The 24,636-nt window shown below is 67.8% G+C and carries 24 protein-coding genes and 2 tRNA genes; 12 read left to right on the top strand and 14 right to left on the bottom strand.

The window, feature by feature from the left end; translation table 11 throughout:
- Positions 1 to 205: 205 nt before the first annotated feature.
- Positions 206 to 1,288, bottom strand: a complete 1,083-nt coding sequence (locus tag DFR69_RS21485) for a phosphotransferase enzyme family protein (protein ID WP_208644029.1) — start codon at positions 1,286 to 1,288, stop codon at positions 206 to 208.
- A 171-nt stretch (positions 1,289 to 1,459) separates the two neighbouring features.
- On the opposite strand from DFR69_RS21485, the gene cmrA reads away from it, so the two are divergent.
- The 3 genes from cmrA to DFR69_RS21470 all read left to right on the top strand — a co-directional run bounded on the left by cmrA (position 1,460) and on the right by DFR69_RS21470 (position 4,223).
- Positions 1,460 to 2,263, top strand: a complete 804-nt coding sequence (gene cmrA / locus DFR69_RS21480; protein WP_110039417.1) for a mycolate reductase — start codon at positions 1,460 to 1,462, stop codon at positions 2,261 to 2,263.
- Between the two features lie 153 nt (positions 2,264 to 2,416).
- Complete coding sequence (locus tag DFR69_RS21475) at positions 2,417 to 3,748, top strand: diaminopimelate decarboxylase family protein (protein WP_110039416.1); 1,332 nt, start codon at positions 2,417 to 2,419, stop codon at positions 3,746 to 3,748.
- A 118-nt stretch (positions 3,749 to 3,866) separates the two neighbouring features.
- Entirely contained in the window at positions 3,867 to 4,223 is a 357-nt protein-coding gene (locus DFR69_RS21470) for a hypothetical protein (RefSeq protein WP_110039415.1), read from the top strand.
- 25 nt (positions 4,224 to 4,248) lie between these two features.
- On the opposite strand, the gene DFR69_RS21465 is transcribed toward DFR69_RS21470, so the two are convergent.
- Positions 4,249 to 5,916, bottom strand: coding sequence for a helicase HerA-like domain-containing protein (locus DFR69_RS21465; protein WP_110039414.1), 1,668 nt, complete (start codon positions 5,914 to 5,916; stop codon positions 4,249 to 4,251).
- A 166-nt stretch (positions 5,917 to 6,082) separates the two neighbouring features.
- Here DFR69_RS21465 and orn point away from each other — a divergent pair, with 166 nt between their 5' ends.
- Positions 6,083 to 6,721, top strand: a complete 639-nt coding sequence (gene orn, locus DFR69_RS21460; RefSeq protein ID WP_167456361.1) for an oligoribonuclease — start codon at positions 6,083 to 6,085, stop codon at positions 6,719 to 6,721.
- Positions 6,722 to 6,775: 54 nt separating this feature from the next.
- Positions 6,776 to 6,853, top strand: a tRNA-His gene (locus DFR69_RS21455).
- A gap of 36 nt (positions 6,854 to 6,889) precedes the next feature.
- On the opposite strand, the gene DFR69_RS21450 is transcribed toward DFR69_RS21455, so the two are convergent.
- The gene (locus tag DFR69_RS21450) at positions 6,890 to 7,267 is read right to left on the bottom strand and encodes a VOC family protein (protein WP_110039412.1); all 378 of its coding nucleotides are present in this window, start codon (positions 7,265 to 7,267) and stop codon (positions 6,890 to 6,892) included.
- 71 nt (positions 7,268 to 7,338) lie between these two features.
- Here DFR69_RS21450 and DFR69_RS21445 point away from each other — a divergent pair, with 71 nt between their 5' ends.
- Complete coding sequence (locus DFR69_RS21445) at positions 7,339 to 7,974, top strand: TetR/AcrR family transcriptional regulator (RefSeq protein ID WP_110039411.1); 636 nt, start codon at positions 7,339 to 7,341, stop codon at positions 7,972 to 7,974.
- A 7-nt stretch (positions 7,975 to 7,981) separates the two neighbouring features.
- Complete coding sequence (locus tag DFR69_RS21440; protein WP_110039410.1) at positions 7,982 to 9,295, top strand: FAD-binding oxidoreductase; 1,314 nt, start codon at positions 7,982 to 7,984, stop codon at positions 9,293 to 9,295.
- A 229-nt stretch (positions 9,296 to 9,524) separates the two neighbouring features.
- Here DFR69_RS21440 and DFR69_RS21435 read toward each other — a convergent pair whose 3' ends face one another.
- Positions 9,525 to 10,049 carry a CGNR zinc finger domain-containing protein gene (locus tag DFR69_RS21435; RefSeq protein WP_167456360.1) on the bottom strand — a complete coding sequence of 175 codons (525 nt, stop codon included), beginning with the start codon at positions 10,047 to 10,049 and terminating at the stop codon, positions 9,525 to 9,527.
- 25 nt (positions 10,050 to 10,074) lie between these two features.
- Here DFR69_RS21435 and DFR69_RS34565 point away from each other — a divergent pair, with 25 nt between their 5' ends.
- Complete coding sequence (locus DFR69_RS34565) at positions 10,075 to 10,251, top strand: hypothetical protein (RefSeq protein WP_167456351.1); 177 nt, start codon at positions 10,075 to 10,077, stop codon at positions 10,249 to 10,251.
- A 106-nt stretch (positions 10,252 to 10,357) separates the two neighbouring features.
- Positions 10,358 to 10,702 carry a hypothetical protein gene (locus tag DFR69_RS21430; RefSeq protein WP_110039408.1) on the top strand — a complete coding sequence of 115 codons (345 nt, stop codon included), beginning with the start codon at positions 10,358 to 10,360 and terminating at the stop codon, positions 10,700 to 10,702.
- A gap of 60 nt (positions 10,703 to 10,762) precedes the next feature.
- Here the strand turns inward: DFR69_RS21430 and DFR69_RS21425 are convergent, their stop codons facing one another.
- Positions 10,763 to 11,971, bottom strand: a complete 1,209-nt coding sequence (locus DFR69_RS21425; RefSeq protein WP_167456359.1) for a L,D-transpeptidase — start codon at positions 11,969 to 11,971, stop codon at positions 10,763 to 10,765.
- A 351-nt stretch (positions 11,972 to 12,322) separates the two neighbouring features.
- On the opposite strand from DFR69_RS21425, the gene DFR69_RS21420 reads away from it, so the two are divergent.
- Positions 12,323 to 12,395: transfer RNA gene (locus DFR69_RS21420), tRNA-Lys, on the top strand.
- Positions 12,396 to 12,736: 341 nt separating this feature from the next.
- On the opposite strand, the gene DFR69_RS21415 is transcribed toward DFR69_RS21420, so the two are convergent.
- The 4 genes from DFR69_RS21415 to DFR69_RS21395 all read right to left on the bottom strand — a co-directional run bounded on the left by DFR69_RS21415 (position 12,737) and on the right by DFR69_RS21395 (position 17,013).
- The gene (locus DFR69_RS21415; RefSeq protein WP_110039407.1) at positions 12,737 to 13,159 is read right to left on the bottom strand and encodes a RacP protein; all 423 of its coding nucleotides are present in this window, start codon (positions 13,157 to 13,159) and stop codon (positions 12,737 to 12,739) included.
- Positions 13,160 to 13,199: 40 nt separating this feature from the next.
- Positions 13,200 to 14,102 carry a DUF6192 family protein gene (locus DFR69_RS21410; protein WP_110039406.1) on the bottom strand — a complete coding sequence of 301 codons (903 nt, stop codon included), beginning with the start codon at positions 14,100 to 14,102 and terminating at the stop codon, positions 13,200 to 13,202.
- Between the two features lie 567 nt (positions 14,103 to 14,669).
- Complete coding sequence (locus DFR69_RS34145) at positions 14,670 to 16,016, bottom strand: hypothetical protein (protein WP_146229389.1); 1,347 nt, start codon at positions 16,014 to 16,016, stop codon at positions 14,670 to 14,672.
- 67 nt (positions 16,017 to 16,083) lie between these two features.
- A complete protein-coding gene (locus DFR69_RS21395) occupies positions 16,084 to 17,013 on the bottom strand; it encodes a DNA replication terminus site-binding protein (RefSeq protein WP_167456358.1) in 930 nt (309 codons plus the stop codon).
- A 430-nt stretch (positions 17,014 to 17,443) separates the two neighbouring features.
- Here DFR69_RS21395 and DFR69_RS34560 point away from each other — a divergent pair, with 430 nt between their 5' ends.
- Positions 17,444 to 17,605 carry a hypothetical protein gene (locus tag DFR69_RS34560; RefSeq protein ID WP_167456357.1) on the top strand — a complete coding sequence of 54 codons (162 nt, stop codon included), beginning with the start codon at positions 17,444 to 17,446 and terminating at the stop codon, positions 17,603 to 17,605.
- Positions 17,606 to 17,736: 131 nt separating this feature from the next.
- The gene (locus DFR69_RS21385) at positions 17,737 to 17,994 is read left to right on the top strand and encodes a hypothetical protein (protein ID WP_244198384.1); all 258 of its coding nucleotides are present in this window, start codon (positions 17,737 to 17,739) and stop codon (positions 17,992 to 17,994) included.
- A gap of 383 nt (positions 17,995 to 18,377) precedes the next feature.
- Here DFR69_RS21385 and DFR69_RS21380 read toward each other — a convergent pair whose 3' ends face one another.
- The 5 genes from DFR69_RS21380 to DFR69_RS21360 form a co-directional block, all read right to left on the bottom strand.
- Complete coding sequence (locus DFR69_RS21380; RefSeq protein WP_110039401.1) at positions 18,378 to 19,034, bottom strand: GAP family protein; 657 nt, start codon at positions 19,032 to 19,034, stop codon at positions 18,378 to 18,380.
- A gap of 156 nt (positions 19,035 to 19,190) precedes the next feature.
- On the bottom strand, positions 19,191 to 20,996 hold the full coding sequence (locus DFR69_RS21375; RefSeq protein WP_110039400.1) for an alkyl/aryl-sulfatase: 1,806 nt from the start codon (positions 20,994 to 20,996) through the stop codon (positions 19,191 to 19,193).
- A 131-nt stretch (positions 20,997 to 21,127) separates the two neighbouring features.
- Entirely contained in the window at positions 21,128 to 22,399 is a 1,272-nt protein-coding gene (locus DFR69_RS21370) for a DUF1214 domain-containing protein (protein WP_110039399.1), read from the bottom strand.
- A gap of 125 nt (positions 22,400 to 22,524) precedes the next feature.
- Positions 22,525 to 23,727: a SulP family inorganic anion transporter gene (locus DFR69_RS21365; RefSeq protein ID WP_110039398.1), complete on the bottom strand. Its 1,203-nt coding sequence runs from the start codon at positions 23,725 to 23,727 to the stop codon at positions 22,525 to 22,527.
- Positions 23,724 to 24,386 carry a GAP family protein gene (locus DFR69_RS21360; RefSeq protein WP_110039397.1) on the bottom strand — a complete coding sequence of 221 codons (663 nt, stop codon included), beginning with the start codon at positions 24,384 to 24,386 and terminating at the stop codon, positions 23,724 to 23,726. Before DFR69_RS21360 ends, DFR69_RS21365 begins: the two co-directional genes overlap by 4 nt.
- Positions 24,387 to 24,636: the final 250 nt, after the last annotated feature.

The raw sequence follows: 24,636 nt of genomic DNA, 5'->3' as shown, positions 1-24,636 counted from the left end.
CGACGGACGATCGTCGCACCGCCCCGTCCGCCGAACTCGCATCCGGTGGGCGGGGCGGTGCTCTTCTCGGCGGGTGCGCGCGCGGCGCCACGATGAGCCACACCATTGCGCGGCCGGAGCTGCCCGAGTCCGCCACGCGGCAGGGCCCGACGGCGGTCGCCCGGCGTGGTGATGTCGAGGGGAACCGGGCGAGCGACTTCTCGGGTCACCCGGCGGCACAGTCGCGGACGAGGGCGCGCAGCGATCGGCCCGCCGGTGTGCGGAACCAGGCGAGGTGACCGAGCAGCCAATCCTGGTAAGCGATGTCGGCATTTCGGGGTTCGCCGGCGACGGTGAGGAAGTAGTCGATCTCCGAGAGCTCGTAGCCGATGTGGACCAGCGGGAGCAGGTCGGCGAGCGCGATCTGTTCGGCGCGGTCGAGCGGGCGCACCGATCGGTAGCCCTCGAGCAGAGCGCGCACCTGGTCGTCGCGAACATGCGCGGGACCACTGTCGCGCAGCGAAACCCAGTCCACCGCAGTACGTTCGACGGCGGTGGCCAGGTCGAAGACGGCGGCGGTGCGGTCGGCGAGACCGAAGTCGAACACGGTGGACACCTCGTCGCGATCCCAGAGCAGGTTCGTGGGATGCCAGTCACCGTGCGTCCACAGCGGCGCCACCCCGGTGAGATCGACTCGCGTCTCCGGGATCTCGGCACGCCGGTCGCGGTCGGCAAGGAATCGCGCCAGCGCCGGGCGCCGGGCGAGGTGCCAGTCGAACGCACTCGCGACACCGTCTCCGTGCAGGCTCGCCACCAGGGGGCGCGCGGGACGGGCCGGTGCGTCATAGCCCTCGGCGGCAAGGTGCAGGCGCGCCAGCATGGCCCCAGCTCCCGCCGCGTCGGTGTCGTCCCGGTACGGCGTCCACGAGAAGTCGGCCCGGTACCGGTCCTCCCCCACCCCCGCCCGCTGGACTTCGTAGACGAACCTCGCGGGACCGACGGCGGCACGGACTTCGGGCACCGGAATGCCCCGCGTGCGCAGGTGCGCCATGAACCGGTGTTCCTCGGCGAGGGCTGCCTGGTCACGCAGGCGCAGCGGGAGCCGCTTCACGACCAGCCGCGCCCCGTCGGCCAGCCGCACACCCACCGTCGACGACAGCGGGCGCGCACTGCGCCATTCGACCTCCGCGGGCCCCGGTCCGCCCCAGGTCGCGGCGACCGCCCGGACGATCTCGTCCTCGGTCAGCGCAGGCCAGGTCGGCGCAGCCATCGGCTCGTCCCCCATCCCGAAGACCTGCGATCCGGTCATGATCTCTCGCCTCCGCTCGCCCCCGCGGCCGACCCACCGGCGCTCGCAGCCACCGACCCTTCGGGTGGGTTTGGATACCGGTGCCGTCATGTCGACTGTCAGCCTATGACCGGATCCCCCGATCCCGGCTCGGTCGGCGCTGTCAGGGGCAGATCCCCTAAGCTCGCCCGGGTGAGCTTGCCCTCCCCCACTGCAGACAATCGTGCCGTCGTCACCGGCGCGTCCTCCGGTATCGGTACCGCGCTGGCCGCCGAGCTGGCGGGGCGCGGCTACTCGTTGATCCTGGTCGCGCGGCGCGGTGAGATCCTCACCGAACTGGCCCAGCGGCTGACGCTGGCGCACGGGATCACCGCCGAGGTGCGCGCGGTCGACCTCGCCGATCGGACCCAGCGGGCCAGCCTGGTCGACGAGCTCGCGGTGCGCGACATCGCGGTCCTGTGCAACAACGCGGGCATCGCCACCTTCGGCCCGGTCGCCGAGCTGGATTTCGCCTACGAGCGCGCGCAGATGGAACTCAACGCGACCGCCGTGCACGATCTGACCCTGGCCGTGCTGCCGGGCATGCTCGAGCGCAAGGCGGGCGGCATCCTGATCAGCGGTTCGGCCGCGGGCAACATGCCGATCCCGAACAACGCCACCTACGCCGCGTCCAAGGCGTTCGCCAACACCTTCTCCGAGTCGCTGCGCGGCGAGCTCAAGGGCACCGGCGTCCATGTCACGTTGCTGGCCCCGGGCCCGGTCCGCACGGAAACACCGGCGCCCGAGGACGAGTCGATCGTCGACAAGATGGTCCCCGACTTCCTCTGGGTCTCCTCGGAGTACACCGCCAAGGTCTCCATCGACGCGCTGGCCCGCAACAAGATGCGCATCGTGCCCGGCCTGATCAGCAAGGGTATGAGCGTGGCGGGCAACTACGGCCCGCGCGCGGTGACCGCCCCGATCGCGGGCGCGTTCTACAAGAAGCTCGGCGGCTGAACGACCCCTGACGGGGCGGCGGTGTCAGCAACCCGTCAGGAACGTCCGGCCGGGGGTCAAGGACTCGTCAACAGCGCGTCCGGCGGCCCGCCAACGGCGTAGTCCTGGAGTCGGCCCCGCCGTCGGAGCGCGGGGGCGTCCCCAGGAGACACCGTGACGTTGCTCGAGATCTTCCCTTCGTTACGCGCGACCACCGTGCCGCGGCTGGATCCCGCCGTCTGGCCCGCCGACACCCATTACGACGACGAGGGCCGCGTCACGCTCGGCGGGGTCGCGCTCAGCGATATCGCCGACGAGTTCGGCACCCCCGTCCACGTGGTCGACGAGGCCGAGGTGCGGGACCGCTGCCGCGCCTATCGCAAGCACTTCCCCGACGCCGAGATCGTCTACGCGGGCACCGCCCTGATGGTCGGCGAGGTGGCGCGCTGGGTCGCCCAGGAGGGGCTGTCGGTGCAGGTCGGCTCGACAGGCGAACTGTCGATCGCCCTCGCCGCCGGCATCGATCCACGCCGGATCGTCATGAACGGCAATGGCAAGACCTCCGACGAACTGCGGGCCGCCATCGAGTGCGGCGTGGGACGCATCGTCGTCGGCTCGCTGACCGAGATCACCCTGCTGGCCGCGCTGGCGGTCGAGCCGGTGCAACTGCTGCTGCGCGTCGACCCCGGCATCGATGTCCCGGGCAGCTCGCATTTCGGCTTTCCGGTGGGCAGCGGATCGTTCGAGACCGCCGTGGCCAGGATCGCCGCCCAGCCCGCTCTCCGGCTCACCGGCCTGCATTGCCATCTCGGCGCGCAGATCCACAATCCCGACCACTACGGCGAGGCGATCCGCCGGATGATCCGCGAAATGGCCTGGATCGACCACGAATACGGCCTGCTGCTCACCCACCTCGACATCGGCGGCGGGCACGCGGTGGCCTATCGCGGCGGCGACGCCGAACTGAACCTGCGCGAGCTCGCCGACATCCTCGACGACGCCCTCGACGCCGGCTGCGCGCGCCACCGCTTCCCCCGCCCGATGATCACCATGGAACCCGGGCGCGCGATCGTGGCCAGGGCAGGGGTCACGCTCTACCGGGTGCTCGCCGTCACCGAGACCGCCGAGGGCGGGCACCGCGTCCTCATCGACGGCGGCGGTTGCGGCCGAGGCCGCGGGCACGACGGCGCGGTGGTCGTGAACCGGCACCCCACCGGCGCCCAGCGGACGACGTCGATCGCGGCCAGGGACACCGAGTCGGGCGAACTCCTCGCCACCGGCGTGCGACTGCCCGCGGATCTGCGTCCCGGTGAAGTGCTCGCCGTGCCCTGCACCGGCGCCTATCACCACGGCCTCGCCTCGACCTACCGCACCGTCGGCCGACCGCCGATCGTCGCCGTCAGCGGCGGCCGGACCAGGCAGCTGCTGCGCCGCGAGACGACCGCGGACCTGCTGATGCGCGAGGTCACGGATCCGCCTCGGCCGGGCGCGCCCGCGGCGGTGTAGCGGCGGGCATTGCGGCCGAACAGCGGCTTGCCGGGCTGGTGGTCGGCCCGGTCACACGCCTACGATCGAGGTGGTCGGGGATTGTCAACCACACTCGACACACGGTGCGTGAAGTCCGGTGACCAGCGCACCGGAAGAGGCGATCATGAAGACCGAGACGACACACGAGGCCGGTCTGCGCCGGCTGATCCTGTGCGCGGCGGTGACCGGTGCGGCGGCCATCTTCCCGCTGACGACGGCGGCGCCCGCCGTCGCCCTCCCCGCAGCCACGCCCTCGGTGGTGCACGCCAACCCCCACCACCCGCGCTGCGACAACTGGAATCATCACGACTGGGAGTACTGCGACCGCGACCGCGGCCACCGGTGCGACAAGGACTGGGGCCGCAACCACTGGAACGACCGCGACTGGGACCGCTGTGACCGCGGCCGCGGCGGCCACCACTGGTTCCCCTGGGGCTGGTTCGGCAGCAGCTGACCGAGACCATGGGCTTTCGGGCGCGCTAACGCCTGCGGGTACCGAACAGACTACGGCTGATCTCCCGGCCCGCCGCGCTCGCCGCCGAGCGCAGGAAGCTCTTCACCGCCGGGTTCTTCATGATCCGTTCGGCCGCGGAGTCCTCCTCCCGCTGCGCCTGCGCGGGGCCCGGCGACTGGGGCGCGGCCGGCTCCGGTTCGGCGGCGGCGACGCTCGCCAGCAGCATCTCGTAGGCCGACTCCCGGTCGACGCTCTGGCCGTACTTGCCCTGCAGCGGGCTCGACAGCGCCTTGGACTTGATGGCGTCGTCACCGATGGTGTCCATCAGCGAGCTCGGCGGCGCGATCCTGGTCCAGGCGACCGGCGTCGGCGCGCCCTTCTCCGAGAGCACGGTGACGATCGCCTCGCCCGTGCCCAGCGAGGTGAGCGCCTCCTCGAGGTCGTAGACCGCCGACTTCGGGTAGGTGCGCACCGTCTTCGACAGCGCCTTCTGATCGTCGGGGGTGAAGGCGCGCAGCGCGTGCTGCACGCGGGCGCCGAGCTGGGACAGCACCGGATTCGGGATGTCGGTGGGCAGCTGCGTGCAGAAGAACACGCCGACCCCCTTGGACCGGATCAGCTTCACCGTCTGTTCCACCTGCTGCAGGAACGCCTTGGACGCCTCGGCGAACAGCAGATGCGCCTCGTCGAAAATGAAGACCAGCTTGGGTTTGTCGAGATCGCCCTCCTCGGGCAGCGTCTGGAACAGATCGGCGAGCACCCACATCAGGAAGGTGGAGAACAGCACCGGCCGCGCGGCCTGCTGACCGAGTTCGAACAGTGTGATCACGCCCTGACCGCCCGCGGTGCGCAGCAGGTCGGCGGGGTCGAGTTCGGGTTCGCCGAAGAAGGTGTCGCCGCCCTCGGCCTCCAGATTCACCAGCGCGCGCAGGATCACTCCGGCCGTCTGCGCCGAGACCCCGCCGATGCCCTTGAGGTCTTCCTTGCCCTCCGGGCTGGTCAGGTGGGTGATCACTGCCCGCAGGTCCTTCAGGTCGAGCAGCGCGAGGCCACGCTGATCGGCCCAGTGGAAGATCAGGCCGAGCGTGGATTCCTGGGTGTCGTTGAGGCCGAGGACCTTGCTGAGCAGGATCGGGCCGAACGAGGTGATGGTCGCCCGGATCGGCACGCCGATGCCGCCGGTGCCGAGCGAGACGAACTCCGTCGGGTACGAGCGCGGCGCCCAGTCGGTCGCGCCGGTCTCGGCGGCGCGCGCCCTGATCTTGTCGTTGTCGGCGCCGGGTTCGCTCAGCCCCGACAGGTCGCCCTTGATGTCGGCCATCACCACGGGCACCCCGGCCCGCGACAGGTGCTCGGCGATGCCCTGCAGCGTCTTGGTCTTGCCGGTGCCGGTGGCCCCGGCGACCAAGCCGTGCCGGTTCATCATCCGCAGCGGAATGCGCACGCGCGCAGCGGGATCCGCGGCGCCACCGACCATCACGGTGCCGAGTTCGAGCGCGGGTCCGTCGAAGGCGTAGCCCGCGGCGATCTCGGCGGCCTCGCTGGAAGCCGCGGGCGCTGGCGATGATTCGCTGCTCGCGGCCGCGGCCTCCTGCTCGGCGGCCTCGGCGGCGGCCGCGGCCTCCGCGGCGACCCGGGCCGCCTCCTCGGCCGCCTTGCGGGCCGCTGCCGCCTTCTCCTGGGGGGTGGTCATCGCGCGTCCTCCGTCTGGTCACAACTGCCGTACGCAAGAAATGCTCGAAACGTGGTGCGGGGAGATCAAGGCAAACTGTATCGCCGCCGGTCAACTCCTGGTCCCGCCTCGCCCGCACGACACACCTGCCGCCCGGGCGCGCCCGCCCACCGTTAGGGTGGCTCAGGTGTCCGACAAACTCCTGGTCTGGATGGATTGCGAGATGACGGGGCTCCGTCTCGACAGCGACAAGCTGATCGAGATCGCCGCGCTCGTGACCGACAGCGACCTGAACATCCTCGGTGACGGTGTCGACATCGTCATCCACGCCGACGACGCCGCGCTGGCCTGCATGCCACCGGTCGTCGCCGAGATGCACGCGAAATCCGGTCTCACCGAAGAGGTTCGGCGTTCCACGGTGACGCTCGAGCAGGCCCAGGCCGAGGTGCTCGCCTACATCCGCGAGTACGCGCCCACCGCGCGCACGGTTCCGCTGTGCGGCAACTCGATCGCCACCGACCGCGGCTTCATCGCCCGCGACATGCCCGAGCTCGACGAGCACCTGCACTACCGCATGGTCGACGTGAGCTCGATCAAGGAGCTGTGCCGGCGCTGGTACCCGCGCATCTACTTCGGGCAGCCCGAAAAGGGTCTGGCGCACCGGGCGCTGGCCGACATCAAGGAATCCATCCGCGAGCTCGAGTACTACCGCCGCACGGCGTTCGTCCCGCTGCCCGGGCCGTCGACCACCGAGATCGCCGCGGTCGCCGAAGCGGTCACCGAGGCCGTGGATGTCACCGGAACAAGCCCCCGACCAGCGGATTAGGGCCTGACGCCCGAAACACGCTAGTATCTACGGCGCCGGTGATTCACCGGCGATGGTGAGTGTAGTTCAGTTGGTAGAGCACCAGGTTGTGATCCTGGCTGTCGCGGGTTCGAGTCCCGTCACTCACCCCCACCGAGGCCCAGGCCGGGAGCGATCCCGACCTGGGCCTCACTCGTTGGTCTTCGGCTCGAAGAGTTCGATCGGGTTGCCCGCCGGGTCCTCGATCACGGCCTGCCGCCCGCCGCCTCCCCCCACGACACCCGTCCGCACCGGCACACCGGCGCGGTCGAGCTCGGCGAGCGCCTCGTCCACATCCGGCACGGCGAGCTGGAATCGGTTCCAGCCGCCCGGTTCAGGGGGTCTGCCTCGATCATCGGAGCGACCGGCACCGCCGGCGCCGGGGCGATTCAGCAGCAGCCGCAGGCCCTCGCGATCGAGCATCGCGAAATCCGCCGGTGCGTGCATGACGACGGCGAAGCCGAGCCGCTCGGTGTAGAAGCGCACGGCCACGTCGACATCGTCGACGATGTAGCGAACGTTGATCATGTCGACCTCCTTCGACGGTCAACTACGAAACGGTAGCGTCTCGCTATAGAACGATACCGTACGATAGCTTGATGGACCAGGCCGAGAATCGCGTCGACCCGCGGATCACCGCCTCCCGGCGCCGCGTGCTCACCGCCGCGCTGACGGAACTGGCCGAAGCCGGCTACGGCGGCTTCGCCATCGAGTCGGTGTGCCGCCGCAGCGGCGTCGCCAAGAGCACCGTCTACCGGCACTGGCCGGGCAAACTCGCGCTCATCGCCGACGCACTGCGCTCGCTCAACGTCCAACCCGGCTCGGCCGCCGATCCACTGTCCGACCTGACCCCGCGCCAACGCGTCGTCGCCATCGTCGATCACCTGGCGACGGCGTTCACCGGCTCGCTCGTCGCCGACTGCACTCCCGCGCTCATCGACGCCGCCGAGCGCAACGACGAGCTGCGCGAGCTGTTCCACCGCTACAACGCCGAGCGCCGCGCGACGCTCGTGGCCGCGGTCCGCGACGGCATCGCCGCCGGGGACTTCCCGTCCGGCGCCGACCCCGAACTGGCCGCGACCGCGCTCGCGGGCGCGGTGATCTACCGGCGGTTGATGACCCCCGACGCGCTCGACCCCACCGAGGTCGATGACCTGGTGGACACCGTCCTCGGACCCGGTGTGTCACAGTCGCCTTCCCCGCGTCGTCGACTCGGTGAAGCCACGAGGGAATGAGGAGAACATGGGAATCGACGCGCTGCGCACCGCTGTCCGCGGGACGGTCCTGCTGCCGGGCGAGGACGACTTCGAGCAGGCCGCGCGGCCGTGGAACACCGCCGTGCGCCAACCGGTCGCCGCGGTCGTCACGGCCGCCGACGCCGACGACATCGCGCGGGTCGTGCGCCACGCCCAGCGCACCGGCCGCACCGTGGTGACCCAGCCGACCGGCCACGGCGCCACCGGCGACATCGCCGGCGCCATCCTGCTGCGCACCGGCCTGCTCGACGAGATCAGCGTCGACCCCGACCGGCGGACCGCCCGCGTCGGTTCCGGCGCGCAGTGGGGACGCGTCCAGGCCGCGGCGGCCGCCCACGGGCTCACCGGCCTGGCGGGCAGCAATCCCGTCGTCGGCGTGACGGGCTACACCCTGGGCGGCGGGTTCGGGTGGTTCTCCCGCGCGCACGGCTGGGCGGCGAACGCGGTCACCGCGCTCGAGATCGTCGACGCGGCGGGCGAGCGGCAGCGGATCAGCGCCGACACCGACCCCGAACTGTTCTGGGCGCTGCGCGGCGGCGGTGGCGACTTCGGGATCGTCACGGCACTGGAGTTCGACCTGTTCGAGCTGCCCCAGCTCTACGGCGGCCGGGTGAGCTGGCCCGCCGACCGCACCGCGGAGGCCTTCGAGACGTTCACCGCGCTCACCACCGGGGCGCCCGCCGAGCTCTCGGTATGGCTGCAGCGCTATCAGCTCCCCGGCGCCGCGCCGACCGTCGCCATCGACTTCGCCTTCCTCGGTGACCCCGCCGAGGGCCGCGCGCTGACCAGCTCGCTCGACACCATCGCGGGCGCGCTCACCGACACCCGCGGCGCCATGACGCCCGACCGGATCGGCGCCATCACCGCCGAACCCACCGACCCGACCCCGTCCCTGTCCCGCGGCGAGCTGCTCACCGATCTCGGCGACGCGGTCGTGAAGACGATCATCGAGGCGCCGGTCGCACCCCTGCTCAACATCCAGATCCGCGGCCTCGGCGGCGCGCTCGCCGCGACCGGCCCCGGCGGCGACGGGGCGCGCGGGCCGGTCACCGAGCCGTACGCGCTCTACCTGCTCGGCCTGGGCCTACCGCACCTGGCCGATGACGTGCGGGCCGGCTTCGCGGCCATCGTGGACGGGCTCGGCACCCACATCACCGGCGCCAAGCCCTACACGTTCCTCGCCCCCGGCGAATCGGCGAGCACGGCCTTCGACCCGGCCACGCTGACCAGGCTCCGCGAAATCAAGCGGGCCCGCGATCCGCACGGTGTCCTGCGCGCCAATTTCCCGGTGCTGGAGTGATCACTGTCCGCCGGGCCGCGACGCCGGTCCCGGCGGCCATCGCCATCCGCCGCGCGCCACCGAATTCGGCGTGCCCTCCCCGAGTAGGCGCGGATTCCGCGCTCGGCACCCGCGCCGCGTCACCCGGCGCCGCGCGTCCCGTCACCCGGCGCCGCGCGTCCCGTCACCCGGCGCCGCGCGTCCCGTCACTCGGCGCCGCGCGACCCGTCACCCGGCGCCGCACGACCCGTCACCCCGCGGCGCGCGCGGCCCGATGCCTGCGCACCGCCGAGCGATTCGCGCAGGCCGGGCTGCAGAACCGCTGCCTGCCGTTGCGGGAGATGTCGGCGTAGGCCCGCGCGCACCCGTCCGCCGCGCAGACACCGAGCCGGTCCATGCCGAGCCCGGTCAGATGCAGCGCGGTGCCGACGGTGATCAGCGCGGCGATCTGCCGATCGGTCGCGACGCCGGGGTCGCGGAAGTGCAGGTGCCAGCCGTCGCCGACGTGATCGGTGAGCCGGGGCGCCGAGGCGTATTCGGCCAGCAGCGCGTTGAGCAGCTCGGCGCGGGCGGGGCGGTCGACGCACTCGACCACGCGCCGCCAGCGCGCCAGGAACGCCGTCACCGAGGCCACGTCCGCGTCGGTGGGCGGGACGGACAGCACCAGTCCGGCGGCCGCGCAGCGCTCGGCCAGTTCCGCCGCCGAGGCGCAGGGCTCGTTGAGCAGCTCGATGCCGAGCTGCACGGGCTCACGTCCGTAATGGTTGTAATGCACAATGCCATTACATCAGACTCGGGACATGAGCAGCCACACCTCCCACACCTGGTGGATCGAGTCGTGTCATCGGACCAGCGAGGGTCTGGTCGCCTATCAGCGCTGCCGCTGCGGCGTCCGGCGCGTGGTCGTCGGCGATCCCGGCGTCAGCATCTCGGCCGAGCTCCGCGGCCCCGAACATGGCCTGGCCGCGACCGCCTGACCGGCCCCGCCGGTGTCATGACGAAGATCACGTTTGCCCGCTACACTCTGGACCACCGCCCAGTTGTGCGGCATCTCTCGTCAGGTTCGACCGGAAAGACCCCTTGATGAAGCGTTCCACCGTCGTCGCCGTCCTCGCGGCCACTGCCGCGCTCGGCCCGATCGCGGGGACCGCGGCGGCCGAGCCCGGCCTGCCCCTGTCCCCGTATGTCGCCGCGGCGCCGACCGGCGATTTCGGTCTGCCCACCGAGCAGCCCGAGTCCGGCTCGGCGCAGAGCGGTTCGACCACCGGCCTGGAGACCACCGGCTCCTCCGGCACCGGCTCGGCGGGCCTGCCCAACCTGGACCGCCTGCTGTTCGGCGGCCGCATCCTCTGCGGCGCGCTCGGCAGCGCCCTCGCCGTCGCCGGCGAGGCGATGATGGACTGCAGCGAGCTGCCCACCCCCGCCTGAACCTCCCGCGAAAGACGAAGGGCCACCGGAAACATCCGGTGGCCCTTCGTCTTTCGCGCGTCAGGAGACGTCGGCGTTGCCCGCCTTCCATTCCGGCCACGGGATGTTCCAGTCGCCGAGGCCGTCGACGCCGGACAGCGTGCCGCCGACCGTGTTCTTCACGATCGTGATGTCACCGCGCTTGGCGTTCTCGTACACCCAGCGGGCGTTGGCCGGGCTCAGGTTCAGGCAGCCGTGGCTGGCGTTCGAGTAGCCCTGCTGCCCCACCGACCACGGCGCGGAGTGGAAGAAGATGCCGCTGTAGGAGATTCGCGTCGCGTAGTCCACCGGGGTGCGGTAGCCGTCGGGCGAGTTGATCGCGACACCGTAGGTCGAGGAGTCCATGATCAGCTTGTCGTGCTTGTCGGCCACGATGTAGATGCCGTTGTCGGTGGGCGTGGAGTCCTTGCCCATCGAGGTCGGCATGGTCATGATCACCTCGCCGTTGCGCTCGACGGTCACCTGATGGGTGTTGTCGTCGGCGGTGAAGATCTGCGCGTCACCGATGGTGAAGAACGAGTGGATGTTGTCCTGGCCGAACAGACCCTTGCCCAGGTCCTTGCCGTAGACGTTCACATCGACCGTCACCTTGGTGCCCGGAGCCCAGAAATGCTCGGGGCGCCACCGCACTTCGCGATTGTTCACCCAGTAGAACGCGCCCTCCACCGGCGGCTCGGTGGTGATCTTGATGGCGTCCTGCACCGCGCGGCGGTCCGGGATGTTCTCGTCGAACTGGATGGCCACCGGCTGACCGATGCCGACCACCTCGCCCTCACCCGGCATCAGGTAGGGCTTGGTCTGGTTGTTCGGCGAGCTGGTGGTGAAGCTGAGCGTCGAGGCGTTCGCGCCGCCGAGACCGATCGCCGACGCCGTCAGCTGGTAGGTCTTGCCGTACCCGAGCACCTCGGTGGTCGCCCACGAGCGCCCGTCCGCGGCGAGCTGCCCCGCGACCGCCTTGCCCTCCTTGTTGGTGAGCTTCACGTCGGTGAACTTGCCGTCCTCGACCTGGAAGGCCATCGGCATGCCGGGCGAGACACCGACCTGCCCGTCCTTGATCGCCGACACCAATTTCGGCTTCATCAACTCGGTGATCGGGTTACGGTCGATCGCGACCTCGACACCGGCGCCCTCCGCCGCCGAGCAAGCGCTCGCGCCCAACGCGAACACCGCCAGCAGCACCACCGGGACAATCGTCCGCAGCGACCGAGGTCGCCCCCGCTTCTTACTCATGTCAACCCCGTTTCCATACCGACGCAGTCACTGTGCGCCGCAGATCCCACCGACGGTCCACGCCCGTGCCATCCACGCCGGCTGGGGCGTCCGGTTCGTCGTCCCAGCCATTCTGCCAGTCAGCCTGGCCGGGACAAACGGGAAAGCCCCCGCGACACGACCAAGTCACATCCCTTAGATACGCACTCGGCCCCCGATCGTTAACAACGCTGATCGCCCGCCATCGTCGCTGGTCAGAGCCCGATTTCACTTTCCGGCCCCAAGCCTGTTAATGTTTGTTCCGCACCGGAGAGCGGGGCCGAGAGAGAAGCCGAGAGGCTCTCTCCTAGAGTCGCGATCCAAGCAAACCAAGCGCCATTAGCTCAATTGGCAGAGCAGCTGACTCTTAATCAGCGGGTTCGGGGTTCGAGTCCCTGATGGCGCACAATAGAAGCAGGTCAGGCCCGGTCACCGGTCCTGACCTGCTTCTTTTTGCGGGCCGAGACCAGAAATACACCAAGATTTCCGCGCCGACCCCCTTTCTGGCCCGGACCAGGTAGGCCCATGGACGAGTTCGCCGCAGCTCACGTCGGACCAGTTCGGCCCCCGAGCAGTCAGATCAGCTACCGGGTAGCAGTTCTGCCACCTATCCGGCGATACACCTTCGCTTCGAGCAAGACATGTTCTTCGTCACAGTCGCAGCGACACGGTCACGCGCAATCACCGGTGGGCGGATCGCCCAGCACGCCGGGGACAGCCAGGGCCACCCCGCGTTCGAGTTTCTGATCAGTGAGCTACCTTCGCCGTGGGCGATCGCTGCGCGGCACCGGCCGAGGTCGCCGAGGTGATATCGATCGCCATCTGCAGAGACGCTATCGCCGCGTTGAGTTGTGCAATGGCATTGTCTACCCACGGGCCACCGGGCAGCATCCGCGCGAACGGCAGCACTGTCCCCTTCAGCAGGCGAATCAGTCGCTTATGAATCGCGTTGGCGATCGCGCCTGTGTACGTCCTGACGGCATCTGGGTCTTCCGATAACTGATAGCCGTTCGCGCGCGACCAGACAAGAGGTTCGCCGTGGGCCAGCGCGGATTCTTCCCGGATCTCGACCAGTCCGTCACGAACCTGGCTCGGCGACAGCCCTGTGACGTCGGCCAGGCGTTTGGCCGACAGCCCGTTCGGCCGTGCGTCGACCAAGGCGATCCGCACTCTCTCGCCCTTGACGTGTCGAGGGATTCCGCGTGGCATCTCACTCACCTCCGAGAAGGCGAGCCAGTTCGTCGTCCATCCCGACGTTGCCGGTATCGACGGCGCTCTCGATCCAGTCGGCGGTAGCGCGAACACGCACTGTGTTGGCGTGCACTCGCTCACGTTCCTCGTCGGTGAAGTCGTTGCCGCGCAACGCGGGGACGAGCCGAGAGGCCGCGGCGACGAATTGCTGGCAGGTCCCGACGAGGTCCACATACTCGGCGGAGTGTTCTGTTCGCCGAACAGCCGGCGTACTTCGCCGTACTCGATCCAAAGCATCCCGGGTTCGATCGATCTGCGCGGCGTTCACCGCGTGGCGTGCGGTGTGGTCTGCCATCGCCTCGTACGCAACCGTCGGCCGACGGAGGAAGTCGGTGATCACCCTGGTAGCGACGGCGTCGTCCTTCGCCAGATCATGGATTCGCTCGACACGTTCCTGCTCGGATTCCGCATGCGAGGGTCGCCACCCGACCCAGCGTGCGGCCGAATCGACCGTCCACCTCAACTCACCGGTCCGCTCGTCCTCGGGAGGATCGAGTATCAGGTCGTGGCGCTCGGTCGGGTCATCGGCATCACCGACACCGGCGAAAATCTTGTGGATGTAGTACGAGACATCAGGAGCCCGGAACTCCTCAGGCCAACGGGATGCCACCCAGCGGTAGTCCGCCAACGTGGATTCGGGAATGCCCACATCCTCGGCGTACATCCGAAGTCCCCATTCAACTGTCAGAATCTCGTCGCCGGGCGCGACCGGCCCGCCATGCCTGGACCGTAGCGGCTCGATTTCGAGGGCGTTCTCACCGAGTTTGAACTGACTGTAGGTCTGCTGCGCTACGAGGCCGCGGCCTTCTTTCACGAGACGGTCGTAGCGCCGCTTAGTCACCGCACCGATCTTGGTAGTCATGTCGATCTCCTCCGCGCCCGACCTGACCGCTCCCAGACGTTCTGCCACCGATAACGTCGTCCGTGTCGGCTATTGAACGGATCGCGGGCACATAGCTAGATTCTGCTCCCGCCGTGTCACCGTTGACAAGACATCTTGAGACCTATATCCGCAGATCAGAGACTGTTTTTCAGAGAAGCTAGAAGCGTCGACAAGAAGTGTCACTGTGTCGGATATTACGAACGGCTACCCCGCCACGCACGCGTTCGGCAACGGTGGGAGCAGTACTGCGCGTCGATTCGGTGGTCGACTCCAGCGATCCACGTACCGCCGCACTGCGGGCACCGTCGAACCGAGGCACGGTCGTGCAGGGCGTGAACCTTCGTTTGTCCTTGCTTGCGCCATCGCCAGTACCGCGACCGGCACTTGGAAGAGCAGAACAGCGCGTCGGCGCGCTGCTCCGGCCGTAGCCGGGCACCGCAACCGGGGCAGTAGCCAACAGAACCGCGTGAGCGCCCGCTCATTCACCCAGCCTACGGTGGCCGTGGTGCGGGGACGCGACACTCGGACGACGCTCCGAGTGGGTCGCTACCAGGCCGATCCGCTCGGACCATGCGGACTCCACCCGGAGAGAAATGGTTTGAGATCCTCTGGTCGCGGGTCTGGTACGTGGGGGACGATTCTCGACAGGTTCCGGACGGGATCCAGGCGATCGATTCGTTCTTCCGCCTCATCGAGCTGCCGCATGATGTCGCTGCGGAGTTCGCCCTCGTACAGTTCAGCGTGCTTTCTCGCCGCGGCCAGGAAGTCGCGGTGCTGGTTCACGAGCCGCCATTCGCTCGACCGCTTCGTGAAGTGCTCCCACCGGGCGTTCTCCGCGTATCGCTCGGTCGCGGCCGACATTGCGCTTTCCCACCGCACTCGTCGCTCAGCTGCGGCCCGCTCGAGCTCACGGCGGTTCCAGTCTGCTCGAAGCGCGTAGATCTCCAGTGATCGGAACAGCTGCGGCAGCTTGTCTTCGACCTTGATCGACTTGGCATCACGGTAGTGGTCGCCGTTGTAGGTGCTGCCTGGCCCGTGGACTGTCAGTTCGAGCTTGCCGGTGCTGACGAATTCTCGGCTCCGCGTGGCGATCCAGCCCGGTACCGATCCACGCTTGGAATACGGCACGGGCGACACTTTTGGCGTTCCCGCGAGGGGTATCTCCTTGATGTCGACCCCGTACGCTCCGTGCGAGGTACCCAGCACCAGTCGGCCTTTGACCCGTCTTTGGGTTCGGCCCCCGCCATCGCCGTGCACTTCGGCTGGTGTCTGTACGCGAATACCGCGGTGAGCCGCTTCGGTGGCGATCGCCTGCAGGATCCGCGCCGCGCGGAGAACATGCTCGCTGCTGACGTGCTTCCAATCCTTGTCGTCGAGGAAGGCGCGCACTGCCGGATGGTATTTCGCGACGTGCTCCGGGACGGGGACCGGGCGGGGCTCTACCAAGTCGTCGAAGTGCTCGGTGAAGACGATCGCGTACTCGTTGGATCCGTATCGCCCGATCGGCTTCAGCTCCAGCTTCTTACCCCTGGGTCGGGCAGAAGAGCGCAGGCTCCGGTCGACGAGGCGTCGGTAACCTTCTTTCGCTTCGTGTGCCAGTTCCATAGTGAGTTCACCGTCAGCGGCGAGTACCTGTGCGATCAGCTGATCGGCATCGGCGTCGGCGCTGCCACGTCCAGCAGATGCGGGGAGATTCCACTGCTGACCGGCCTCGGTCATCGTGACCGTCCAGGATGCACCCTTACCGCTGATGACGACCAATCCACGCCGCTCCAGCGCACGCGCGACAACACGATGCTGAAAGTCCGTAAAGACGCCGTCAGGGCAACCTTTACGCACCCATCCGAGGACATCGATCTGCCTCTGGTTCAACTCGACTGGGGCCTTGCTCATGCGAGCTCCTCGTGTATACAACTACTCAAGTCGTTCGAGACGGACATCGGCCAGCACGACCCGTCGCCTACCACCAGCGGCGGCCACGGGTCTTGACATAGATGACCTCTCGCTGGTGCGGCGGAACAGGCCGATCGACAACCGGCCGCACGTTCTCAGGGAGGATCCGCTCAGTATCCATTTCCCGCTCGATACACTCCGCCCACCGCTCGTCGGATTCCTTGACGATGTCGATGGTTCGAATCAGCAGACCTTCCAGGCGCTTCACCTCGGCCTCGGCTGCGGTCAGCCGCTCTTGGAACGTGACCGCGCGATGCCCGCACCACTGCCTCAGCAACTCGTGGGTCGGGCGCCAGAGTTCCAGATAGGAAGCGTACGACTGCTCCGGATATATCGTTCGTTCCTCACCTCTGAACAACTCAACTGTCCGCACACGTTTACATTCCTCGCGCTTCTCCTCTTCTTCCTTCCGGACGACATCGAGGATCGGCATCGGATTGGCCCGACACGCCAGCTCGCACATCAGCGGCACGAAACTCGGCGAGACGAAGAGCGATCCGTCGGTGTCGAAGTGCTCGAACCGTGACAGGAGACCATCGAGCGAGACGTCGAGGATCCTCTCCAGCGCAACCCGATCGCGGATCGCCACCGAGTCACGGACCGGACCGGGTCCGCACTCGGCGACCTCCGGCGCAATCAACGAGTCGAACACCGTCACGACAGCGAACTCTTCCGCCCGTGTCTGCTCGTACTCGTCGGACGCCAGCCGAGCCCAGTTCGCCCAGAGCTCGTCGAACGCCGCGACCTCCGCCCAGGGAGCTCTAAGCCGGCCACCTGGGACTTGCCGTCGTGTGCCGGCATCGGCGCCGTCCAGAAACTCGATCTCGACCCGCGTCGAACGCGGGCGTCGCTCTACCTCGATCACGCGGACATGCTGCGACTTGGCGAAAGTGCTTTCACGATAGACATACTCATGTCCCGGTTCCACAACGACCATGGTCGCGCAGAGCAACGGCGCACGCTGCGGAATCCACAGACGGCCCTCCGGACTCGAGCAGAGGACCGATCGGAGCGGTCGTGCCGACAGCGCACCCGATAGACGGTTCGCGCACCCGACGATTGCCACGCACAACAAGGGTTGCTGCGCCAATCAAGCCCCCTGCTCATCCGTCGTTGCTGCTTGCCCACCGACGCCGTACTCACACCCCGCCGCCGGGCCGCCTCCGCGGCGCTCATCTCCCCGGACAGCACCGACAACACCACTCGCACCTTGTCCTCGACCGGGATCTTCAATCGCCGTGACCTCGCCACGAATCGGCTCCTTCCTGGCTCGATGTTCTCGGAGCGTAAACCGGGCAACCCTGCCAAGAAGTCTGACGCGCGAGACACACACCAATGGGAACATACGTTCGACTATAGTATCGATCATGCAGGTAGGAGACTTAGTCCGTATCGGCACGAACGGCATCTCGCAGTTCGGAATCCTCAAGATCGACGGCACTCACGCCCGGATCGAGCCGACCTTGCAGGCCCCCGGCGCTTATGCGTTTTCGATGCGCCTCATCGACCTCACTCCCTGGGCGGAGTGAGCGCAATGAGCGCGGACAGGGACGAGTCGAACTGGGTCACCCGGACTGAGGGGACTTCCCCACAGCGGTTGTACCCACAAACGGAGGGACACTTCGCGCGCACCGTCGTGGAGTCGCCGAAGCCTGTGTGGGTGCGTCTGGACGCCATCGTCATCCGCGATCCCGGGACGCCCCGCCACCTCAACGGCGCTGGGCTGGACATGATCGGCGAACGTCCCGGTCTGCTCTCACATTGGGTTCCCACCTACGCCGGTGAGTGGCTGGGCCGGGTCACCTACTCGATCCCCTTTGCCGACGGACGCCCGCCGCTACAACTGAGCGACCAGCTCGTTCCTGCCTATGCCCTGCGGCCCCGAGCAGCAGGCCGCAGTGATCGAACATCACGCTGAGTGCGTAGTGGTCACCACGTATTCGGTGCAGCGTGACACCCGCGCCAATCCCTACTGTTGCCGAGCAGAACAGGTAGGTAGGATGAACCCGGCCGGGAGCGCAGACCCGTCTCGCTCAGTCCAGCTCGAATTCCGCTTCGATCACCAACTGGCCTGAGCAAAACCCCTGGTCGCGCGCGTTCCCATCTTCGATGTGCCCCGCCGAGGGCACCAACCTGCGACCATGTTCCGCAGCTCATCGCGGTTTCTCAGAGTTGCCGGTTCAATTCCCCCAGCGGCACGATCCCGCTTCCGGACATCTGCAGTTCGGTTGGTTCCACAGCCGTTCGGCTCCGACGCGATCCGCGGTCCACTCGCCGGAACTGCTGTGCCCGCGCTGATTCTCAGGTGAGATTGGTGATGCCTCGGGCGGTGAACAGGATCCCGAAACCGAACAGCACCGCGACGGTCAGGGTGTGGTTGTGGGCCAGCATCCATTGTTTCGCGGCGTCGAGGGCGTTGCGGGCGCGCTCCCCCAGCGCGAGATAGATGCCGATCGGAATCAGGAAGTCCAGCGCGGCAGCGGCCAGCAGCGCGACGGTGGCCAGGACCGCTTGGCTTGTCGTGGTGTCGGAGCTGGCGATCAGGCTCATGCCCGACATCATGATGACCAGGTTCGGATTGACGATCGCAAGTACGAGCCCGGCAGCGAATGCCTGACGCGGGCCGGCATTCTCGAGCTCGGTGAGGAACCTCGGTGGGGACGCGCCGGGGCCGGGGCGACGCATCGCGATCCCGGCGCCGCAGGCGAGGAAGACCAGGCCCACGATCAGACCGGCCCAGTGCGACACTGTTGCCGAGGTGGCGCCGGGGTCGGAGGCGCCGCCGAGCAACGCGGCGACTCCGACCTGGGAGTAGACGAGCACGAACGCGGACCCGAACGAGGCCGCGTTCGCCAGCGGGCGTTGCGACTGGAGCAGCAACACGCATCCGGCAATGGCGGCCGGAGTGATCAGCAAGCCCAACATCTCCGGCAGCAACGCCAGTATCAGCTCACTCATCAGGTGTCCTTCCCGGCCGGGGTCCGCAGTGTGGGTCGGTGAGCCCGAATCAGGCAGACACAGGCCTAGGCCGTGGCGGGCGCAGTGGTCGTGTGGCGACGGCCTGGCCCGCCCGCGCGGGGTCGAGCCTTGCCGGGCGGGCCGTGGTCGTCGCGGTCAGGGAGTCACGATCGGGAAGGACGTGTCCGGGGTGTCGAGCAGATCGAACAACCTGGCCAGGACCGCGGTGTCGCCGGTGTGCTCGACGCCGTCGAGACCTTTGCCGGCCAGCACGCCGAACAACTGGTTCTTGGTCAAGGTCAACGTGAGGTCGACGTCGGGGTTGCTGCGTGGATCGACGGTCCGAATGAGGACTCCGTTGGAAAGGCTGAGCCGGATGGCCTTGTCGAGATCGGTGAAACGCCAGTCGATGCGGAAGGCGTCTTTCGCGGCGCGTGGACCGTTCACGCGGATCGCGACGGTGTCGAAAAGCTGTTCGACGGTCAACGCGGCGGCCATGCCCGCACTGGTGTTCACTGGGTTCGGGGCTATCCCGTCGCGGAGTTCCATGGCTCCGGTCAGGTAGAAGCTGCGCCAGGTGGCGTTTTCGGCGCCGTAGCCGAGCTTGGTGAAGACCTCTGCCAGCGCGGTGGTGGCGGTGGTGTTGCCGGGTTCGGCGAATACGGCGTGTTTGAGAAGTTCGGCGGCGAATCGCAGGTCGCCGCTGTCGGCGTAGGCGGTGGCCTTCGCCATGACGGCGTCGATGCCACCGAGAGCCTCGGTGTAGCGCTCGGCGGCGGCCTGGGGTGGATGCTGCCACAACGATGCCGGGTGACCGTCGAACCAGCCCAGATAACGCTGGTAGATCGCCTTGACATTGTGGCTGACCGAACCGTAGTAACCGCGCGCCGACCAGGCATCGGCCAGACCCGGCGGGAGCTCGATCTCCTCGGCGATCTCGGGGCCGGTCAAACCACTGTTGAGCAGCCGCAGCGTCTGATCGTGCAGGTACATGTAGAGGTCACGCTGCACGGTGAGGAACTCGACGATCTCGACCGTTCCCCAGGTGGGCCAGTGATGGGAAGCGAAAGCGACCTCGGCGTCGGCACCGTATAGTTCGATGGCCTCGTCGATGTACTGCGACCACGCTCGCGCGTCCCGTACCTGGGCACCGCGCAGGGTGAGCAGATTGTGCAGATTGTGGGTGGCGTTCTCCGCCAGGCACAGCGCACGGTGGTCGGGGAAATAGAAGTTCATCTCCGACGGCGCTTCGGTCCCCGGCGTCAGCTGGAAGGTGATCCGCACGCCGTCGAGGGTTTCCTGCTGCCCGGTATGGGTGATGTCGACCGTCGGAGGAATGAGCCCGATCGTGCCCCCTGAACCACGAATACCCAGGCCCGTCGAGACCTGGCCTTGCGGGCTGATCGGCAGCTGGTAGCCGTACATGTAGATCGCGCGCCGGTTCATCGCGTTGCCCGCGTAGACGTTCTCCGAGACGGCTTCGGCCATGAACCCCGCCGGAGCCAGGATCGGGACCTCGCCCCGCCCGTCGGGCAGCACCCCTCCGACACCGCCGAAGTGATCGACATGGGAATGGGTATAGATGACCGCGACCACGCGACGATCGCCACGGTGCTCACGGTAGAGCTTCAACCCCGCCGCGGCGGTCTCCGCGGAGATGAGCGGGTCGATGACGATGACGCCGGTCTCCCCCTCGACGATCGTCATGTTGGATAGGTCGAAGCCGCGGATCTGATAGATCCCGTCCGTAACCTCGTACAGTCCGTGTTTGCGTACGAGCTGTGCCTGCCGGAACAGGCTGGGGTGGACTGTTTCCGGGCGTTCGCCGTCGAGATAGCCGTAGCCGGAGGTGTCGAATACCGGCTCTCCGGCGGAGTTGGTGATCACCATCGGATCGATGGTCGCGATAAACCCCCGATCCGCGTTGTCGAAATCGGTGCGGTTGCCGTAATCCAGTGCCATCAGTGCTCCACTCCTCGAGGCCGCAAGCGCGTGCGGAAGTGTCTATAGCGAGATCCTGACCCCAGCGGCCGATGAGCACCTCACCCGAATCGAGTGAACTCGAATCCCGCCTTCGGGTACCTTCCAGCGGATCAGTGCACGGCGGTCAGTGGTGGGGGTGCCCAGCCGCCGCCACCGACGAAGCTCTTGGGGACATAACAACGGAAGGTCAGAGAGAAGGGCTGGCCGGGGGCCGAGGGCAGCCAGTTCGATTCCGGGACACCGGCAACGGGTTTCGGACCGATGCCGATGCGCAGGGAGCCGTCGGGCTCGTAGGTCAGCGGCGAGTAGTTGTTGAAGTTGTAGCGGTGCAGCGCGTTCGGAATGACCCGGAAATCGGGGACCGAGACCAGGATGACCGACCAGTAGCCGTCCACAACGACCGAGTCCGGCAGGCCCTCGGCGGGGAAATCGATGACATAGCTGTCAGCACCGTCGAGGGGTTTGCCGTCCGCGGCCCGGCTGGTGTTGAAATAGACGACCTCGTCGGAGGTGTTGGCCCAGATACCGAGCAGGTTGACGATGGTGCGCACCGTGTAGTCGGCACCGTAATTGCCCGAGGGCGATCCGCCCATCCAGCGGTTCACATACGGTGCGCCCTGGGTGAGCGCGTACTCCTTGAACTCCGGCACCACGGTCTCGCGCAGGAAAGTGTCGACCCGCTCGCGCGCGCCCGGGTCCGCGGCCAGGTATCCAGCGATCGACTGCGCCAGCACCTGCATGGCGAACGCGGCCGGCGAGACGTCAAGAGCGCTGCCCAGAACGGCGCCGAGGTTGTCGAAGATGTCGACACCGAGCAGGTTCGCGTTGTCGAAGGCGGGGATCTTCGGTGGCTCGGCAACCTCGATCGGGCCCAGCGGTGTCGCCGCGAACTTGCGCTGGAGCGCGAGCGCGCCGTCGGGATCGTCGCCGATCTCGACTCTGGCGAGCATTTTGGCCTTGGCCGAGTGCAGGTCGATGCGAGTGGCACCGTCCGCGATCGCGGGGTCGGTACCGGGTTTGACGAGTGCGAAGGTCCCGAAGGGTTTCGACGGCGTGGTGCGTTCGTTGATATTGAAGATCACCTCGCCCCACTCGTCGAGGACCTGGGCGGTGTAGTAGCGGCCGCGCACCTCGGGGACCTCGAGTAGGACCGCGGTGTCGTCATCGACGGCGAACCACGCCTCGAGGTAGGCGACGTCGAAGTTGGGGTTGACGAAATCGGCCGAGCCGAGCGGGTTGTATTTGATCCGGTTGTAGGCGAAGCCGTCCTCAGCGCGATCGGTCAGCTCCTGGCGGATCACCAGAAAGCGGGAAAGCAGATAGATGTAGCACTGGCGGATCTGGTCCTCGGTCGGCGCCCATGTACTCGCGCGTTCGGCCATCGCGGCTGCTCCTTCGCTCCCGGGAGTCCCCTTCGTACAGGGGATCTCGGTGCGACGCTGCCAGGGAAGGGCGCAGCGCACCTCACCCGGCACGGGTGAAGTCATCGCCACGGCACGATCGGTGATCAGCTAGCGGCCGGACCCGATGGCGAGCCGGGGAGGTCTGCGGCGGCCTCGGCGACGGTCGGGTACACGGGAATAGGAGTCGCGCCCTCGACAGCGGAGCCGAGCGCAGCGCCGAACTGTGCCACCGAGCGGGCGATCCGAAAGTCGATATGCCTGCTGGCCAGGTCTTTTCGCAAGCCCAGCAGCATGTCGGCGGCGGTTACATCCAGCGATGGTGATGTCTCGGCGTCGAGGACGACCAGCCGGGTGTGCTCGGTGCACAGTGCCTCGATGCGATCGCGCACGGTGTCGGCATTGGCGAAGAACAGCCCGGATTCGACGCGCACCACCAGCAGGTCGGGCTGCGTGGGGATGTCGGAATGCGTGGCCTTGTCCACCCAGACCGTTCCGGCCTTGGCCAGTTCGGCGACGTGCGGACGCGAGGCGCGGTAGACCAGCAGCAGAATCGCGACGCCGATCCCGATCAGCAATCCGGGCAGACCGAGCGTGGGCAGGCCGGAGTCGATGTGCCCGACGATCGCGACACCCTTGTCGTCGAGAGCGAACACGTGCACGGCGGCGACACCGAGTACCACGGCCAGCAGTGCGCCCGGCACCACCGGCAGCCAGCGCCGAACCGCCAGGACCAGAACCAGGCTGAGAAAACCGACAGTTGCTGTGCGCCCATCGATGTCACCGAGATTGCTCAGGACACCCCAGGCCTGTTCGAAGAAATTGCCCTCGTGCTTGTGCAGCCCGAGCAGCTTGGGCACCTGGCCGATGATGATGACCAGGGCCAGCCCGACGATGAAGCCTTTCAGGACGGGTTCCGAGATGAAGCTGGCGATGAATCCCAACCGGATCATCCCGGCCAACAGTCCGACGATTCCGGTGCAGATGGCGAGTCCCGCCGTCAACGCCAGATAGCGACCTCCGTCGGCACCGGCCACTGGGGCGACAATCGCCGCCGACAGCGCGGCCGTGGCAGACATCGGGCCGACCACCAGATGACGGGAACTACCCACCATCGCGTAGAGCATCAGGGCGGGCACCGCCGCGTATAATCCGACCACCGGCGCAACTCCCGCGATGGAAGCGTAGGCCAGCGCTTCGGGCACCAAGACCGCCCATACTGTGAGCCCAGCGATCACATCCGGACGCACCCACGCGCGGGGATAGCCCCGCAACGACGAGAAGACCGGGACCGACACCGGGTTCCTCACCGCAGCCCGCCGAGTCCCTTACCGAGGACCACCGCTCCCATGATCAGCAGCAAAATGGCCATCACGGCGTGATTGTTGTCCTGCAACCAGACCCGCAGCCGGTCCAGCACGGGCCCGAGTCGCTGCGCCGCCATCAGATAGCCGAGAACCACCGTCAGCACCGTCGCCGAGGCCAGTACCGTGAAGACCACGATCGCGCCGATCGTGCCGCCGGTGCCGAGACCAGCCGCCCCGATCGCGACACCCGCCGAAACGCACAACAGCAGGTTCTTCGGGTTCGCTCCAGACAGCAATGCCCCGAGTCCGGTTGCCTTGACCGCGGTGAGGGTATCGATCGCGCGCATCCAGCCGGGCACCTCCGTCTGCGAGCGCGCCTGCCATTGTTTTACCGCCAATCCCACGAGCGCCACCCCGAGGGCGATCTTGATCCACGCGGCCGCGGCGCCGGGCTCGTTGTCACCGGGCCCACCGAGGGCGCCGGCGAACAGCGTCACCACCCCGGTCGCCCCGAGGATGCCGAGCACCCATCCGGTTGCGAACCCGATCGCCGCGCCGCTCCCACGCGCCGACAGAATCATGAGGATCGCCGCCACGATCGGTATCGGCGACAACGCGACACCGACGGCAAGCGGCAACAACTCTCCGATTACCGGACCCATGGCGTGACACTAAAACGCACCGTAACTCGCCCGCCTCACCCACAAAGGGTGACCTACCGAGCGGTCCCAGATCATCCGGGACAGGCCAAAGAAGCGGGAACGGAACCAGTACCCCACCGGCCGCGTCAGACGGATCGTCGCAGTGGTGTCACAGAATGACGGTTTCCCCTTCGGTCGCCCAGCAAGAAGTCGGAGGTAGAAACATTTCACCGCGCTACCCAGAGACGCCACAGCAACCCGGGAAGCTCGG

Source organism: Nocardia neocaledoniensis, assembly GCF_003182135.1.
In the GTDB taxonomy this organism is placed as follows: Bacteria; Actinomycetota; Actinomycetes; order Mycobacteriales; family Mycobacteriaceae; genus Nocardia; species Nocardia neocaledoniensis.
The sequence above is the reverse complement of the archived record's forward strand: the minus strand, read 5'-3'. Positions and strand labels throughout refer to the sequence as shown.